General features: G+C 72.9%; 14 protein-coding genes. 4 read left to right on the top strand and 10 right to left on the bottom strand.

All coding sequences use genetic code 11. The annotated features are described in order from the left end of the window. Positions 1–129: 129 nt before the first annotated feature. From LQ940_RS20410 to LQ940_RS20400, 3 genes are read right to left on the bottom strand one after another with little or no spacing between them, the layout of a single operon-like run. Positions 130–2,703, bottom strand: a complete 2,574-nt coding sequence (locus LQ940_RS20410; RefSeq protein ID WP_231241837.1) for a hypothetical protein — start codon at positions 2,701–2,703, stop codon at positions 130–132. A gap of 29 nt (positions 2,704–2,732) precedes the next feature. Continuing rightward, a complete protein-coding gene (locus tag LQ940_RS20405; protein ID WP_231241836.1) occupies positions 2,733–3,524 on the bottom strand; it encodes an IclR family transcriptional regulator in 792 nt (263 codons plus the stop codon). 47 nt (positions 3,525–3,571) lie between these two features. Next, the gene (locus LQ940_RS20400; protein WP_231241835.1) at positions 3,572–4,837 is read right to left on the bottom strand and encodes a choice-of-anchor P family protein; all 1,266 of its coding nucleotides are present in this window, start codon (positions 4,835–4,837) and stop codon (positions 3,572–3,574) included. A 189-nt stretch (positions 4,838–5,026) separates the two neighbouring features. Here LQ940_RS20400 and hutH point away from each other — a divergent pair, with 189 nt between their 5' ends. From hutH to LQ940_RS20385, 3 genes are all read left to right on the top strand, one after another. Continuing rightward, a complete protein-coding gene (gene hutH, locus LQ940_RS20395; protein WP_231241834.1) occupies positions 5,027–6,586 on the top strand; it encodes a histidine ammonia-lyase in 1,560 nt (519 codons plus the stop codon). Continuing rightward, entirely contained in the window at positions 6,583–8,268 is a 1,686-nt protein-coding gene (gene hutU, locus LQ940_RS20390; protein WP_231241833.1) for a urocanate hydratase, read from the top strand. The genes hutH and hutU overlap by 4 nt, the downstream gene beginning before the upstream one ends. Before the next feature lie 105 nt (positions 8,269–8,373). Next, the gene (locus tag LQ940_RS20385) at positions 8,374–9,387 is read left to right on the top strand and encodes a M48 family metallopeptidase (protein ID WP_231241832.1); all 1,014 of its coding nucleotides are present in this window, start codon (positions 8,374–8,376) and stop codon (positions 9,385–9,387) included. 77 nt (positions 9,388–9,464) lie between these two features. Here LQ940_RS20385 and LQ940_RS20380 read toward each other — a convergent pair whose 3' ends face one another. The 4 genes from LQ940_RS20380 to LQ940_RS20365 all read right to left on the bottom strand — a co-directional run bounded on the left by LQ940_RS20380 (position 9,465) and on the right by LQ940_RS20365 (position 12,410). Continuing rightward, positions 9,465–9,608 (bottom strand): hypothetical protein, encoded by a 144-nt coding sequence (locus LQ940_RS20380; protein WP_231241831.1) that lies wholly within the window; start codon positions 9,606–9,608, stop codon positions 9,465–9,467. Between the two features lie 132 nt (positions 9,609–9,740). Then, positions 9,741–10,619, bottom strand: coding sequence for an HpcH/HpaI aldolase/citrate lyase family protein (locus tag LQ940_RS20375; protein ID WP_231241830.1), 879 nt, complete (start codon positions 10,617–10,619; stop codon positions 9,741–9,743). Position 10,620: 1 nt separating this feature from the next. After that, entirely contained in the window at positions 10,621–11,709 is a 1,089-nt protein-coding gene (locus tag LQ940_RS20370; protein ID WP_231241829.1) for an HpcH/HpaI aldolase/citrate lyase family protein, read from the bottom strand. A gap of 152 nt (positions 11,710–11,861) precedes the next feature. Next, the gene (locus LQ940_RS20365) at positions 11,862–12,410 is read right to left on the bottom strand and encodes a J-domain-containing protein (protein ID WP_231241828.1); all 549 of its coding nucleotides are present in this window, start codon (positions 12,408–12,410) and stop codon (positions 11,862–11,864) included. Positions 12,411–12,466: 56 nt separating this feature from the next. Here LQ940_RS20365 and LQ940_RS20360 point away from each other — a divergent pair, with 56 nt between their 5' ends. Beyond that, a complete protein-coding gene (locus tag LQ940_RS20360; protein WP_231241827.1) occupies positions 12,467–13,210 on the top strand; it encodes a dienelactone hydrolase family protein in 744 nt (247 codons plus the stop codon). On the opposite strand, the gene LQ940_RS20355 is transcribed toward LQ940_RS20360, so the two are convergent. From LQ940_RS20355 to LQ940_RS20345, 3 genes are all read right to left on the bottom strand, one after another. Continuing rightward, positions 13,167–14,636, bottom strand: a complete 1,470-nt coding sequence (locus tag LQ940_RS20355; protein ID WP_231241826.1) for an MFS transporter — start codon at positions 14,634–14,636, stop codon at positions 13,167–13,169. The genes LQ940_RS20360 and LQ940_RS20355 overlap by 44 nt on opposite strands. Next, entirely contained in the window at positions 14,633–15,973 is a 1,341-nt protein-coding gene (locus LQ940_RS20350) for a M20 family peptidase (RefSeq protein WP_231241825.1), read from the bottom strand. Before LQ940_RS20350 ends, LQ940_RS20355 begins: the two co-directional genes overlap by 4 nt. A 95-nt stretch (positions 15,974–16,068) precedes the next feature. After that, the gene (locus LQ940_RS20345; RefSeq protein WP_231241824.1) at positions 16,069–16,677 is read right to left on the bottom strand and encodes a nitroreductase family protein; all 609 of its coding nucleotides are present in this window, start codon (positions 16,675–16,677) and stop codon (positions 16,069–16,071) included. Positions 16,678–16,690 lie beyond the last annotated feature (13 nt).

Here is a 16,690-nt window from a genome sequence, read left to right as displayed (position 1 = left end):
CGCGAGAGCTCCTCGACGGTTCGGTGCCCGCGCGAAGCCACGGGCCGTGGCGAGCCTAAGGCTCCGAGGGCCTCACGTCAGTGCTGCCTCTCGTGGGATGAATCTTACCCGCGGGTAACCAGTGCCGCGTCAGCGCAGCCGCACGACTCGTCCCGCGCGGTTGAACGTGACCGTCATGACGACCTTGCGCTTCGTCGAGGTCTTCGCGCAGAAGCGGTACGTCGCGCCGAGACGCTGGTAGGGCTGGCCGACGGCGCGCATCACGGCGCGCGTCGTCATGCCGGGGCGGACCAGGCGCTTCGCCTTCGCCACGCCCTTGCGCAGGCCCGGGTTGCGGCACGAGTCGGCACGGACGCCCTCGGCGCGCTCCCACATCTGCAGGTAGGCCTCGGCGCCGCGCGACATGTCGTCCACGATGGCCGATCCCTGTCGGCCGGCGACCTTGCGCAGGTCCTCGACCCAGTCGGGGTACAGGCCGTACTGCGCGACGCCGTCGCGGTTGATGTCGAAGACCCGCTCACCGGCCCGCTGGCGCTTGACGGTGACGCCGCCCAGCCCGCGGAAGGGGTAGCGCACCTTGTTGGCCACCGCCGCCCCACGTGGGGCGCCCTGCGCGCCGAGCCCGTTGATGTCGGCGCCGAAGCCGAAGCCGAAGTAGTAGCGCTTGTCGGCCCACCCCAGGTGGCGCCGCCACTTGCCGACGAACCCGGTGGAGTCGCCGGCGTACGGCGTGATGAAGCCCCCCAGCTTGTAGATGCGGGGGTAGGTGTCCGGCGTGGACCAGGAGTGGCTGGAGATGATGCCGGGGTAGTTCATCCGGTCGACCTGGTCGACCGCCGCCTTGCGGGCCTTCACGCTGAGGTGGTCGGGGTCGAAGATCATCCGGCGCTTCGCGAGGCCGGCGATGGTGTGCTCGCCGAGCGTGGTGAGGCCCCGCGCGTTGCAGTGGGCCGGCGGCCCGTACACCGGCACGGCGGGCAGGATGCCGCCGAAGACCTGCCCGATCGCGCCGAAGAGCGCGTCCTGCTGCTGGGCGTCGATCTCCGGGACGGCGTACTGGGCGTTGTCGTGGCTCTCCCCGTCCGCCGGCTCGCAGTGGCGCATGTTCCAGAAGGTCCCGGTCTCCAGGAAGTTGGCCGCGTTGACGATCACGCCGGTGGTGCCGGCGTCGCCGGCGACCCCGGCCAAGGCGTTGTCGAACTTGTTGACCAGCTCCATCTGGCGCACGCCCATCCGGTGGACCTCATTGAGCTGGCGGTCGATCTCGGCCGCGCTGCACGCGGCGACGTCCTGCGTGCCGACCTGCTTGAACGTGCAGCCGAAGGGGATGCTGGTCTCGATGCCCATGACCACCGCCATGCGCCCGGAGTTGATGACCTTGCGGGCCTGGAACGGGTCGGTGACGATCCGGTAGAAGCCCTTGCCGGGGCCGCCGTACTGCGCGTCGATGTAGTCCTGGAACTTGCGCATCTGGCGGGCCTGCAGGCGGATCGAGTCCATGTCGTCGCAGGAGTTGCGCTTGAGCGGGTAGATCTCGCAGAGCTTGTTGTTCTCGACCAGCAGGTTGACGAAGAGCCGCTGTCCGCCGCGCCAGGCGCGCTCCATCCACCGGTAGTAGGTGCCCTCGTGGGTCAGCGAGTCGGGGGCCGGCCAGTCCTTGAAGGTCGGCCAGCCGACCGGGTCGTGGCTGGGCTCGCCGGAGAGCACCGTCTCGAGCAGGGAGCCGTTGCCGCCGGTGACCCGGTGGTCCTCGCAGTCGACCAGCGCGTACGGCGCACCGTAGCGGTCCCAGGGCTTGCCGCAGTGGGCCTCGCCACCTAGGAACTCGAACGCCATGCCGTGGGTGTGGGCATCGACGAAGCCGCGCACCTCCTGGATCGAGGAGACGCCGCCGTGCGGGTTGCCGGTGATGTCGATGCCGGACTCGGGATAGGCCGCGCAGCCCTTGACGCGCTCGAGTCGGAAGCCGGTCGGAGCGGTGCCGACGTCGAGACGCCCGTCGGTGATGCGCAGGTGGCGGCCGCCGCCGAGCGAGAAGGTGAAGTGACGCCCCGGCCTGCGCACGGTCCAGTCGGCCTCGGGGCTGGGCGAGGCGGCCAGCCCGGCGCCCCCGCCGGCGACCCGGGCCAGGAAGTCGCGCTTGGCGCCGTAGACCAGATAGCTGCCCAGATCGGTGGCCTTGAAGTAGAACGGCGCCGCCTTGGCGCGCCGGACGTTGCGCAGCGCCAGCCCGGAGGACGTGCGCGTGACGTAGCGGCCGGTGACGGAGTGCATCGCGTAGCAGCCCCCGGCCATCGCGTAGCGCGTCTGCGGGAGCGGGGTGCGCTTGCCCATGAGGGAGACCCGGGTGAGCTTGGGGTCGGGCAGGCGGCGCTGGGCGGCGGCGTAGGCCGCGTTGGCGCGGCGCTCGTCGGCGGTGGTCGGGTCCTGGGTGTCCGCGCCGGCCTCACCGGCCCGGGAGACCGCGTTCTTCGTGGCCGGGTCGTCGTGCGAGTGCGGCGGGGTGCCCGGCGGGTCCACGTGCGGCAGCGACTCCAGCGCGGCTCGCAGGGCGCTCGCGCGCTGGGCGTCGTACTCCGCGCGCAGCGTGCCTTCCCGGTGCCCGAACGACGGCATCGACTGCAGTGCCCCGACCAGCAGCGCCCCGGAGGCCACGGCCGCGCAGATGAGCTGACGGCGAGATCGGGGATCGGTGCGGCGCATCAGCTCTCCTGGGTCGGGTGGCCACAGGATCACCCACGGGGCGGCTCCTGTCGAGGGACCAACGGGCGAGTCGGCGCGACGTCACGCCCGCCGATCCGGCGGGTCAGCGACACCGCGACCGACCGAACCTCCTCGCTGAGCCCCGCCCGTGCTCCGGGGTAGGTCAGGGCGACGGCGGCCACCGGGTGAGCGTTGTGGTCCAGGACGGCGGCCGCCACGCTGGACAGGCCCAGCGTCACCTCGCCGTCCTCGGTCGCGTGCCCGGCCCGGCGTACCTCGCTCAGCAGCGAGCGCAGCGCCGCGGGCGTGCGCGGACCGCGGCCGGTGCGGTCGACGAAGTCGGCAGCCCCCGGATACAGGGCACGGACCTGGGCGGGCGGCAGCGCGGCCAGCATGGCCCGGCCGCTGGCGGTGAGGTGTGCGGGCAGCCGGACGCCGATGTCGCTCACGAGCGAGGGCCGGGCAGGGGCGCGCTCCTCGAGCACGTAGAGCACGTCGCGGCCGTGCAGGACCGCCAGGTGGGCGGACTCACCCGTCCGGTCGACGAGCGCGGCCAGCGGGTGCCGGGCGAGGCGCTGGAGCGGGGCCTGGCGGGAGTAGCCGCTGCCGACCTCGAAGGCGGCGAGGCCCAGGCCGTAGCGCCGCTCCTCGGGGAGATGGACCACGAAGCCCTCGGCCACCATCGCCGCCAGCAGGTGGTACGCCGTGCTGCGCGGGAGGCCGCAGGCCCGGCTGATGTGCTCCAGAGGGACCGGGTCGGGCTGGCTGGCGAGGTAGCGCAGGACCCGCAGCGTGCGCGTGGCTGCGGGCACCTGGGGCATGCCAGGAGTCTGCCCGACCTGGCGCGCCGGGTCGGGCAGACTCGGGGTCAGCGGCGGATCTGGAGCTCGGCGACGCCCAGGTCGATGACCGCGCCGGAGCCGTCGAGCAGCGTCAGGCGGGCGCCGACGACCGCGAGGCCGTTCTTGATCCGGCGCACGACGCCCCGCTGGATCTTGAGCACGCCCGGGATCTCGATGACGCCGGACTCGGGGAACTCCTGAGCCTCGCCGTTGACCACCAGGTTGCCGATGCGGCTGCCCTTGGCGTTGCGGATCAGCCGGTCGCCGACCCGGGTCACGTTGGCGCGGCCCACCACGCCGTTGAGGATCACCGCGCCGTCAGCCGCGACCACGCGCCCGACCGTGCCCTGCTCGTAGGCGGTCGCGCGTCGCTGGGTCTGGCGGCCCATCTGCCGGGTGCTGAGGGTCCGCGCGCTGAGCACGTCGGGGATGCCGACCCGGGCGGTGGAGTTGCCCAGCTGCTTCCCCTTCGTGCCGGGGCAGGGCAGGATCGCCAGCGGCGTGCGCCCGACCTTGACGGCTTCGTCGAGGCCAGTGGCGCGGATGCCGGCGGAGAAGCCGCGGAAGGTGCCGAAGTTGGCGCCCCCTTGGATCTTGGCCCTGGCGTGGGCGATCGTCGTGCGGGTGGCGGTGGGCAGCACCGAGATGTCGATGCCGTCGGTGGTGGCCTGGACGCCGTTGGCGAGCCTCTTGGTGACGCCGCTCCCGATCCGGATCGTCGCCAGGCCGGGGATGACGACCGGGTCGCCGGGCGCGGGCAGGTCCAGGACCTGCGGGTCCCCGGCGGCCGGCGTGAAGACGATCCTCGCCACGCTGGACCGGGTCTCGGTGCGATAGCGGCGGCCGTCATGGAAGGCCCGCGCCTGCGAGCGCACGCCCTCCAGGGTGAGCGAGCCGAGCCCGCCCTGCGCGATGACCACTTCGGCGACCCGCTGGGTGGCGTACGACGAGACGACGCGGCCCTTCTTGGCCGTCCAGAGTCGGGTGCGGATCCCGCTGAGCGTGCCGAGGCCGGGCAGGGCGGTGTCCTCCACGAAGTTGCCACGGGCGACGCCGGCCCGGTTGGTGCAGCCGATGACCGAGTACGCGGTGGCGTCGCCGGAGCCCACCGGCACCTGCCCGCCGCTGGCCCGGCTGCCGAAGCCGGAGGCGAAGAGGGCGAAGTCGGTCGGCACCGGCTTGGCGGCCGCGGCGGGCGCCGGTGCGGCCGAGGTGGTCGGGCCGGCGGCGGTCAGGGCGGCCGCGAGGCCGAGCGCCACCACGGCGGAGGGAATGCGGAGGGATCGCTTCATGGGAACTCCTGAGGGGGAGGGGGGCCCCGTGCCCGACAACGGTTCAGGGGTCAACGAGCGTAACGAGGTGGAGTTACCCACGCCGTTGAGTGAACATGCGTACACCCACGTGGGTCTCGTCTCGGATCCGAGACGCTCGCACCTCGCCCGGGGCTGTCGCGGCGCCGGCGCCGGGCGTTGGATGGCGGCATGAGCAGCTCCCCGGTCGTGGTCGAGGTCGGTCCCCTCAGCATCGAGGACGTCGTGGCCGTCGCCCGGCACGGCGCCCCGGTGGTGCTCGGCGACGCGGCCCTGTCGGCGCTGGCTCGTGCGCGCGAGGTGGTCGAGCGCCTCGCCTCGGCGCCCACCCCCGCCTACGGCATCTCCACCGGCTTCGGCGCGCTGGCCACCCGACACATCCCGAGCGACCTGCGCGCGCCGCTGCAGCGCTCGTTGGTCCGCTCCCACGCGGCCGGGTCGGGCCCGGAGGTCGAGCGCGAGGTCGTGCGGGCCCTGATGCTGCTGCGCCTGTCCACCCTGGCGACCGGCCACACGGGCGTCCGGGTCCAGACCGCCCGGCTCCTGTCAAACCTGCTCAACCACGGCATCGCACCGGTCGTGCACGAGTACGGCTCGCTCGGCTGCTCCGGCGACCTGGCCCCGCTGTCGCACTGCGCGCTGGCGCTGATCGGCGAGGGCACGGTGCGTGACGCCTCCGGCGTACCGATGCCCGCGGCGCAGGCCCTGGCGGCGGCCGGGCTGGCGCCGGTCGAGCTGGCGGCCAAGGAGGGTCTCGCGCTGATCAACGGCACCGACGGGATGCTGGGGATGCTGGCGCTCGCCGTGTCGGACCTGCGCCTGCTGCTGCGTACGGCGGACATCGCGGCCGCCATGTCGGTCGAGGCCCAGCTCGCGACCGACCGGGTCTTCGCCCCGGAGCTCCAGGCGATCAGGCCGCACCCGGGCCAGGCGCGCTCCGCCGCGAACCTCCTGCGGCTGCTCGGCGGCTCCGGCATCGTCGCCTCGCACCGAGGGCCGGACTGCCACCAGGTCCAGGACGCCTACTCGCTGCGCTGTGCCCCTCAGGTCCACGGCGCCGCGCGGGACACCGTCGAGCACGCCGCGGTGGTCGCCGGGCGTGAGCTGGCCAGCGCCGTGGACAACCCGGTCGTCCTCGCGGTGCCCGGCGAGGAGGGGCGCGTGGAGTCCAACGGCAACTTCCACGGCGCGCCGGTCGGCTACGTGCTGGACTTCCTCGCGATCGTGGCGGCCGACGTGGCGGGCATGAGCGAGCGCCGCACGGACCGGTTCCTCGACCGGGCGCGCAGCCACGGGCTGCCGCCGTTCCTCGCGCACGACCCGGGCGTCGACAGCGGGCTGATGATCGCGCAGTACACCCAGGCCGCCGTCGTCTCGGAGCTGAAGCGGCTGGCGGTGCCGGCCTCGGTCGACTCGATCCCCTCCAGCGCCATGCAGGAGGACCACGTCTCGATGGGGTGGGCGGCGGCGCGCAAGCTGCGCCGCGCCGTCGACGGGCTGACCCGCGTGGTCGCCATCGAGGTCATGACCGCGGCCCGGGCGCTCGACCTGCGCGCCCCGCTGACGCCGGCGCCCGCCACCGCTGCCGTCGTACGGCTGCTGCGGGCGCACGGGGTCGAGGGGCCGGGTCCGGACCGGCACCTGTCACCCGAGATCGAGGCCGCCGTGGCGCTGGTCGGCTCCGGCGCGGTCCTGAGCGCCGTACATGACGTGATCGGAGAGCTCGCATGAGCGACAACCCCCGCCTGCCCGTCCGGGCCGCCCGCGGCACCGAGCTGACCGCGCGGTCGTGGCAGACCGAGGCGCCGCTGCGGATGCTGATGAACAACCTCGACCCCGACAACGCCGAGCGGCCCGAGGACCTCGTGGTCTACGGCGGCACCGGCCGGGCCGCGCGGTCGTGGGAGGCCTACGACGCCCTGGTGCGCACGCTGACCACGCTCGAGGACGACGAGACGATGCTCGTGCAGTCGGGCAAGCCGGTCGGGGTGATGCGCACGCATCCGTGGGCACCGCGCGTGCTGATCGCCAACTCAAACCTGGTGGGGGACTGGGCCAGCTGGGAGGAGTTCCGCCGGCTGGAGGACCTCGGTCTCACGATGTACGGCCAGATGACGGCGGGGTCGTGGATCTACATCGGCACGCAGGGCATCCTCCAGGGCACGTTCGAGACGTTCGCCGCCGTCGCCGACAAGCGGTTCGGGGGCACGCTGGCCGGGACGATCACCGTGACCGCCGGGCTCGGCGGCATGGGCGGTGCGCAGCCGCTCGCGGTGACGATGAACGACGGCGTGGTCATCTGCGTGGAGTGCGACCCCGAGCGCATCGCGCGCCGCATCGAGCACCGCTACCTCGACGTCCGGGCCTCGTCCATCGAGGAGGCAGTCGAGCTCGCGGTCGCGGCGCGCGACGAGCGCCGGGCCCTGTCGATCGGGCTGCTCGGCAACGCGGCCGAGATCCTGCCCCGGATGCTCGCGGCCGACGTACCGGTCGACATCGTGACCGACCAGACCTCCGCCCACGACCCGCTGTACTACCTCCCCGTCGGTACGTCGGTCGGCGACTGGGCAGCCGAGCGGGCGGCGGACCCCGCCGGCTTCACGGCGCGTGCGCGCGAGTCGATGGCGGCGCACGTGCGCGCGATGGTCGGCTTCCAGGACCGGGGTGCCGAGGTGTTCGACTACGGCAACTCGATCCGCGACGAGGCCCGCAAGGGCGGCTGTGAGCGGGCCTTTGACTTCCCCGGGTTCGTGCCGGCCTACATCCGGCCGCTGTTCTGCGAGGGCAAGGGGCCGTTCCGCTGGGCGGCGCTGTCGGGCGACCCCGCCGACATCGCGGCCACCGACCGCGCCGTCCTGGAGCTGTTCCCCACCAACGAGCGGCTGCGGCGCTGGATCACGATGGCCGGCGAGCGGGTCGCGTTCCAGGGGCTGCCCGCGCGGATCTGCTGGCTGGGCTACGGCGAGCGGCACCTGGCGGGGCTGCGCTTCAACGAGATGGTCGCGTCGGGCGAGCTCTCCGCCCCGGTGGTCATCGGGCGCGACCACCTCGACTGCGGCTCGGTCGCCTCGCCGTACCGGGAGACCGAGGCGATGCTCGACGGCTCGGACGCCATCGCGGACTGGGCCGTCCTCAACGCGCTGGTCAACACCGCGTCGGGGGCCAGCTGGGTGTCCTTCCACCACGGCGGTGGCGTGGGCATGGGCCGCTCCCTGCACGCCGGTCAGGTCTGCGTCGCCGACGGCACCGACCTCGCCGCCGCCAAGATCGAGCGGGTCCTCACCAACGACCCCGCCATGGGCGTCATCCGCCACGTCGACGCCGGCTACGACCGCGCCGTCGACGTCGCCGCCGACCGGGGCGTCCGCGTTCCCATGGCGGAGCCGCGGCGGGCGTCGGGGCGCGGCTTGTAACTCACCGTGACGACCTCTACCGCACCCTTGCAAGGGTGCGGTAGAAGCACGAACGGTGAGTTACAAGCCACCGCAGCGACCGGCCGCCCGTGACAGAGTGACGCCGTGACCTCTCAGCCGGCCCGGTCGCGGGCGACTCTGACCGACATCAGCTCCCGGGCGTGGGAGCACCCCGCGGACCAGGGGGCACTGGTCGCGCTGCGGCGGCTCAAGGGGTTCGACACCGTGCTCAAGGCGGTGTCCGGGATGTTCAACGAGCGGGCGTTCCGGCTGGTGTTCCTCGGGTCGTCGGTGCGCGTCGACGAGCGGCAGTTCCCGACGCTGCACCACCTGCTGCTGGACGTGGCCCGGGTCCTCGACGTCCAGGAGGTCCCCGAGCTGTACGTCGCCGCCAACCCGATCCCCAACGCGATGACCGTCGGCATGAACAAGCCGTTCATCGTGCTCAACTCCGGGCTGGTCGACCTGCTCGACGAGGACGAGCTGCGCTTCGTCATCGCCCACGAGGTCGGTCACGCGGTCAGCGGCCACGCGGTCTACCAGACCCTCCTCCAGCGGCTGCTGCAGCTGACCGGGGTGCTCAACAGCCTCCCGCTGGGCGCGCTCGGCGTGCGCGCGATCGTGGCCGCGCTCTACGAGTGGTCGCGCAAGGCCGAGCTCTCGGCCGACCGCGCCGGCCTGCTTGCCACGCAGGACCCGGCGACGGCGTTCCGGGTGCACATGCAGCTGGCCAGCGGCGGTCACCTCGACCAGCTGGACACCACCTCGTTCTTCGCGCAGGGCCAGGAGTACCTCGACGCCGTCGACCTGCGCGACTCGGTGCTCAAGCTGCTGCTCGTCGAGAACCGGACCCACCCCTTCGCCGTCGTCCGCGCCGCCGAGCTCCGGCGCTGGGTGGACTCCGGCGAGTACACCCGCTTCCTCGCGGGCGACTACCCGCGCCGCAGCACCGACGACCAGGCCAAGGTCAGCGACGCCGCCAGGGCGGCCGCGGCGAGCTACGCCGAGGCCTTCCAGCAGACCCAGGACTCCCTGGGCAAGCTCGTCCACGACCTCGCAGGCGTCGCGGGCAGCGTCAAGCTGTGGCTGGACGAGAAGCTGCGCCGCGACACCGACTGAGGAAGCCGCGACCTGCCCCCAGAGACGCAAAGGACCCCCGGCCAGCAGGCCGGGGGTCCTCGCAGGGTGGAGCTGGGTCAGAAGACCCGACGACGCGAACCGCCGATCGGGACCAGGTTCAGGATCAGCCCGACGACGAGCAGGATCGCGCCGATCGTCGTGAGCACCGGGATGCTCGCGACGAGGCCGATGATGAGGAGGATCAGACCGAGTACAACCATGGAGATAACCACCCTTTCAAGAAGTGTCACCCAAGAGTTGCCCGGCGGTGACCCCCTTGAAACACCTACGCGAGGACTTTTTGTCCGCTCTGCGTAAGGTAGTGATCCAGATCATCGTTATCCGGACAAATTTTACTCCTCTGGATGTAACGCCTGGATGGTCTCGTGGATCGCGAGCGTGCGGCGCGCGGACTCCACGTGCAGGCTCTCGACCATGCGCCCGCGGTAGGTGACCACGCCCGAGCCGCGGCCGTCCTCCCAGGCCTGGAGCACGCCGCGCGCGTCCTCGACCGCCTGGTCCGAGGGGGCGAACGCGGCGTTGGCGCCCGCTACCTGCCCGGGGTGGATGAGGGTCTTGCCGTCGAAGCCCATCTCGCGTCCCTGCTGGCACTCGGCCAGGAATCCCTCGGTGTCCTTCACGTCGTTGTAGACCCCGTCGAGGATCGCCTTGCCGGTCGCTCGCGCCGCGAGCAGCGCCAGCGACAGGCCGGTGAGCAGCGGGTGCCGGCCCGGCACGTGCTCGGCGTACAGCTCCTTGGCCAGGTCGTTGGTGCCCATGACCAGGACGGTGAGTCGCTCGGAGGCGCCCGCGATCTCCTCGGCGTGCAGCATCGCGACCGGGGTCTCGACCATCGCCCACAGCGTGGTCCGCTCGGGCGCGCCGTGCCTCTCCATGGCGTCGACCAGCCTCCGGACGGCGTCGGCGCTGTCGACCTTGGGTACGACGATCGCGTCCGGGCCCGCGGCGCACGCGGCCGCCAGGTCGTCGGCGTGCCACTCGGTGTCGGCGGCGTTGACCCGGATCGTCACCTCGCGGCGGCCGTAGGCGCCGCTGGCTGCGGCCGCGCAGGCCGCCTCACGGGCGTCGGGCTTGGCGTCGGGGGCGACCGAGTCCTCGAGGTCGAGGATCAGGCCGTCGACGGGCAGGGTCTTGGCCTTCTCCAGCGCCTTGGCGTTGGAGCCCGGCATGTAGAGGACCGAGCGGCGGGGCCGAAAGGTGGCGGTGTCCATGTCAGGCCTCCGGGGTGGGGATCGCGTCGTACTGCGCCTTGAGCTCGGGGTCGACCTCCGCGAGCTGCTCGGCGAGGCGCACCATCACCAGGCACTGCTTGAGGGAGGCGTCGTCCTCCATCTTGCCGTCGAGCATCACCGCGCCGGTGCCGTCGCCCATGGCGGCCACCACCCGCCGCGCATGCGCGACGTCCTCGACGCTGGGGCTGAAGACCCGGTTCGCGATGGCGATCTGCTTCGGGTGCAGGCTCCAGGTGCCGACGCAGCCCAGCAGGAACGCGTTGCGGAACTGGTCCTCGCACGCCACCACGTCCGCGATGTCCCCGAACGGCCCGTAGTAGGGGTAGATGCCGTGCATGGCGCAGGCGTCGACCATGCGCGCGATCGTGTAGTGCCACAGGTCCTGCTGGTACGTCGCCCGGCTGGCCTCGAGGTTGGCGACGCCGTCGATGCGGGGCGGGTCCTCGCGGACCAGGTAGCCGGGGTGGCCGCCGCCCACGCGGGTGGTCTTCATCCGGCGGTCGGCGGCGAGGTCGGCCGGGCCGAGGCTCAGGCCCTGCATGCGGGGGCTCGCGCCGCAGATCTCCTCGACGTTCGCCACGCCGCGGGCGGTCTCGAGGATCGCGTGGATCAGGATCGGGCGGTCCAGGCCGGCCTTCGCCTCGAGCTGCGCGAGCAGCCGGTCGACGTAGTGGATGTCCTCGGCGCCCTGCACCTTGGGCACCATGATCACGTCGAGCTTGTCGCCGATCGCGGGCACCAGCGTGGTCAGGTCGTCGAGCGCCCACGGGCTGTCGAGGCTGTTGATGCGGGTCCACAGCTGGGTGGGTCCGAAGTCCGTGCTCGTCGCGATCTCGACCAGGCCCTCGCGGGCGGCGACCTTGTTGTCGGCCTTGACCGCGTCCTCGAGGTTGCCCAGCAGCACGTCGACGGTCCCGACCATGGCCGGGATCTTCGCGGCCATCTTGGCGTTGCTCGGGTCGAAGAAGTGGATGGCCCGGCTGGGCCGGGCCGGGATCTCGGTCAGCGGGGTCGGCGCCCCCACGGCGAGCGGGCGGAAGAAGTCCTTGGCGCTGCGTGACGCGGTCATGGCCCGGAAAGTATCAGCGGCCCGGCGTCGTCGGTATGACGGATCTCTCGCGCGGTGGCGGGCGGTGAGTTTCACCGGGTGCCCGGTGAAACTCACGCTTCCCGCACGAAGCTTCACACCGCCACCGTGAGTTTCATGCCCCCGGTGGGACGTCAGGTACGGCGGCGCCGCCACCAGCGACGGCGGGGGGCCGGGGAGTCCGGCGCTGCCGCTGCCTCCGCCGCCACCTCCGCCGCCCGGGCCGTACGGCGGTCGGCGCGGCGCCGGTGCCAGGCGGTGACCGTCTCGTCCACGTCGCGCGGCATGGTGACCAGCGGCGGCTGGCCGTCCTGGGGCGAGTAGCGGGCCCGCAGGACGCGGGCGTTGAAGTCCTCGACCTCACGCCGTACCTCGGACTCGGTGAAGAGCCCGTCGAGCAGGGCGTCCAGCTCGGCGTCGTCCTTGCGCAGCTGCAGGGAGGGGGGCAGGACCGCGATGCGCTCGCGCTCGACGAGCTTCTTGAGCCACCAGTCGGGGTCGTGGTGGGCGCCCAGGTCCCGGATCGGCTTACCGGCGCCCGGCAGGTCGTCGAAGGCGCCCTTCTCCATGGCGACGCGGATCTGCTGGTCGACCCAGGTGTGCTGGTGCTCCATGCGCGCGCGGGCGGCGGCGCGGTCGCGCTTGCGCTGGTCCGGTTCGGGCTCGTCGGTCGGCTCCGGCATCTCATCACCCCGACCCCCAGGATAGGAGGGGGTCGGTCGCCCCTAGCGTGGACGACATGGACCTTCTCGACCTGCCCGCGGCCGACGGCACCGCCGAGGCCTACCTCGCGCGCCCCGCGTCCGGCTCCGGCCCCGGCGTGCTGCTCTTCATGGACGCGATCGGGCTGAGGCCGCAGATCCAGGAGATGTGCGACCGGATCGCCGGCTGGGGCTACGTCGTGCTCGCGCCGAACGTCTTCTACCGCGAGGGCTCGGTGGCCGAGCTGGCGCCGCGCGTCGACCTGCGGGCGCCGGGCGGGCGTGAGGAGTTCTTCGCCGAGGCGATGCCCCGGGTCCACCGCCTCACGCCCGACCTGGCGGTGCCGGACATCGCCGCCTACGTGCAGGCGCTGCGCGACCTCCCGGGCGTCACGGAGGGCCCGATCGGGGTCACCGGCTACTGCATGGGCGCACGGCTCGCCGTGCGCGCCGCGACCTCGCACCCGGCGCTGGTCACGGCCTGCGCCGGCTTCCACGGGGCCGGCCTCGTGACCGACGAGCCCGACAGCCCACACCTCGGGCTGTCCGCGGCGCGCGCCGAGTTCGTCTTCGGTCACGCCCACGAGGACGCCTCGATGCCTCCGGAGGCGGTCGACGCGCTGGGCAGGGCCCTGCTCGAGCACGGCCTGATCGCGGCCAACGAGGTCTACCCGGCGCCGCACGGCTACACGATGGCCGACACCTCGGCGTACGACGAGGCCGCCGCCGAGCGGCACTTCACCGAGCTGCAGGCGCTGTTGGCGCGGGCCCTCCCGGCGTGAGCCCGTCGGTTGGGTCGGCCCGGTCGGAGAACGCGTGCCTCGGGGCCGCCAGGAGCGAGAGGGCAGCGAGCAGGGCGGCGACGGAGCACACCGCCCAGACCGTGAGGTAGCCCGAGAGCGGCGCCTCCGCCTCGGTCACGCCCTCGATGCCCTTGCTGGCCAGGGCGATCGCGAAGATCGAGGACGCGATGGCCCCGCCGACGGTCTTGGTCGCGTTGGTCATGCCGGTGGCGAAGCCGGTGCGGTCCGGCGGGGCGGCGGCTGCGGCGGCGGCCGGCAGGGCGGCCACCAGGGCGCCCGAGCCCAGACCGGCGATCGCCATGTTGAGCAGCGCCTGCCCGGTGCTGTCGTGGAACGGGATCCACAGCGCGTAGCCCAGCGCCACCAGCAGGCACGACACCATCAGGGCACGCCGTACGCCCAGCCAGCGCGAGGTGAGCGGCAGGGTGAACGCCCCGATCGCCAGCGTGACGACGTAGACGCCGATGAGCGTCGAGACGAACGCCGAGTCCGCGCCGAGGCCGTAGCCGCGCTCGGCCGGGTCGGCCTGGGCGAAGGTCGACAGCGGGATCTGCCCGCCCAGGACGGGGATGCCGAACAGGAACGCCGTCGCCTGGATCGGCCACTGGCGCGCGGTGGCGAGCAGCCGTACGTCGACGATCGGCTCGGCCTGGCCCGACTCGTAGCGCCAGAACGGCACCAGCGCCGCCAGCCCGGCGAGCACGAGCAGCCACGCGACCGGGCTCCCGACGCCCTCGAGCCGCAGCACGACGAAGCCACCCATGACCAGCGCCAGCGCCAGCGTGATCAGGCCCAGGCCGGTCCAGTCGATGCCGCCCGTGGCCTCTCCCGGGGTGTGCTCGACGCCGACCCAGATCACGAAGAACACCGCGGTGACCACCATGGCCGGGACCGCGAGGATCAGGTTCATGTCCAGGGACTCCACGAGGATCCCGCTGCTGAGCGCGCCGACGATCACGGAGAGCTCCAGGGCGCCCACCAGCACGGCGGCCCCGCGCCGGGTGAGCAGCTCCTGTCGCCCGGAGTCGCGGGTGCGGCGGTGGATGATCGAGACCTCGAGCGGCAGCCAGACGACGTACGCGCCCTGCAGCGCCCAGCCGATCAGGAAGGTCTCGAACGACGGCGCGAACGCCAGCGCCCACGAGCCCACCGCCGTCACCGCGGTCGAGAGCAGCAGCACCCGCTGGTGGCCGATCAGGTCGCCGAGGCGCGAGAGCAGCGGCACGCACAGCGCGCTGACGATCAGCTGGGCCGCCTCGAACCAGTTGACGTCGCCCTCGCTGATGCTGAGGTGGTCGGCGATCTGCGGGAAGATCGGCGTGTAGTAGCCCTGGAGCACGCCGCTCGCGACCTCGACCGCGACCAGGAACCCGACGATCAGCCCCAGGCCCTTGACCTTGCTCATCCGGGGATCCTCTCGATCAGCCGCTGGTACCAGCGGACGCCGTCGACGAACGCGTCGACGCCCAGGTGCTCGTCGTAGGAGTGGATGGACTGGCGCTGGGCCTTGGTCATGCGGAACGGCGCGAAGCGGTAGACCCGCTCGCAGATCCCGGTGAAGAAGCGCGAGTCGGTGGCGGCCATCATCACGTAGGGAGCCGGCACGGCGTCGGGGAACACCTCGGTGATCGTCGCCTCCAGCAGCTCGAACGCGCCGTCCATGGGGGAGACCGGGCTCGGCTCGTTGCGCTCGACGACGTCGATCTGGACCTCGTCGTCGGCCACGGCGGCGCGCACGTGCGCGAGCACGTCGGCGACGGTGTCGCCGACCATGATCCGGATGTTGACCCCGGCGCGCGCCGTGGCGGCGATGACGTTGAGGGCGGGGGAGCCCGACAGGGTGGTGACCGCGAACGTCGTGCGGGTCATGGCGCTCGTCTCGGGGCCGGCGGCGAGCAGGGCGCGGGTCAGGAGCGGCTTGAGGCGGGCGGCGTTGGCGAAGACCGGGCGCAGCGGCAGCGGGCCGTGCGGCGCCATGCGGCGGAACAGCTCGATCGTGGGCGACGGCGTCCGCGGTGCCATGGGGGCGCGGTCGAGCCGCACGATCGCGCGGGCGATCCGCGCGGTCGGGCCCATCCGGGTCGGGGTGCTGGCGTGGCCGCCGCGGCCCTCGACCCGCAGCTCGAGGGAGGTGACGCCCTTCTCGGTCAGGCCGATGACGCCGATGGGCGCATGTACGCCGGGGAACGCCTCGCTGGCGACGGCGCCGCCCTCGTCGAGCACGAACCACGGCCGTACGCCGCGGCGCGTGAGCTCCTCGACCGCCAGGACCGCCGACGTGCCGGACACCTCCTCGTTGCAGCCGAAGGAGAGCCAGAGGTCCTGGGCGGGGACGAAGTCGCGCTCGAGCAGGGTCTCGACGGCCTCGCAGATCGCGACCAGGGAGCCCTTGTCGTCGAGGGTGCCGCGGCCCCAGATGCTGCCGTCGACGACGTCGCCGCCGAACGCCGGATGCTGCCAGGTGCCCTCGACCGGGACCACGTCGAGGTGGGCCATGAGCACCACGGGCCGCGCGGCGCTCGTACCCGGCCAGTGGAAGAGCAGGCCGTGGGAGTCGACGCGGGTCAGCTCGAGCCGCTCGTGCAGCACCGGGAACTGACGGGCGAGCTCGGAGAGGAAGGCGTCGAACGCCGCGGTGTCGACCCGGTCGGGGTCGCGGTCGCTCACGGTGGGGATCCGCACCAGGGCCTGCAGCTTGCCGACGGCCCGCGACGGCTCGGGCTCACCCTCCCTCAAGGACATGGCCGGGAGGCTACTCGCTGCCGTCGGGTCTCGGATGCGAGACGACCGCACCGGGCCGGGGCTTGTGGGCGCCGGCCCAGGGGCGGAACGCTGGCTCAGTGCCCCCAGCGACCGCGATGGACCACCTCGGTCCACGGCGTGCGCGGGCGCCGCGCGGGCGAGCCGGCGCTGCCGGTGTCGGGCTGGCGGTGGCCGATGGTGATGACGCCGACCGGGTCGTAGTCCTCCGGGATGTCGAAGGCCTCGCGGAGCTGCTGCTCACGGCCCCTGACGGTGCCGAAGAAGCAGGCGCCGAGGCCGGCGTCGGTCGCGGTCTGCAGGATGAGCAGGGAGGCCATCGCGGCGTCCATGTGCCAGTACGGCATCGACCAACGGGGCTCGGCGCGGTCCGTCCAGCCCTTGTCGGGCTGGGCGTAGCGCTCCAGGTAGGCGGCCTTGCTCGAGCAGGGCACGATCACCACTGGCGCCGTCATCAGCCCGGCCAGCCAGGCGCTGGGGTGCTCGATGTCGTCGCTGGAGGCGGCCCAGAACCGGCGTACGTCCTCGGGGGTGTCCAGCCGCAGGAAGGCCCAGCCCTGGCTGAACCCGGCGCTGGGTGCGTGCGTGGCATTCTCCAGCGCGCGGTCGACGATCGCCGCGTCGACCGGCCGGTCGGCGTACCGGCGGACCATGCGGCGGCGCCGTACGACGTCCTGGAACTCCACAGGGGCCAGTATG

Source organism: Nocardioides sp. cx-173, assembly GCF_021117365.1.
In the GTDB taxonomy this organism is placed as follows: Bacteria; Actinomycetota; Actinomycetes; order Propionibacteriales; family Nocardioidaceae; genus Nocardioides.
Note: the sequence above shows the minus strand (reverse complement) of the source record. Positions and strands in the feature narration are given on the sequence as shown.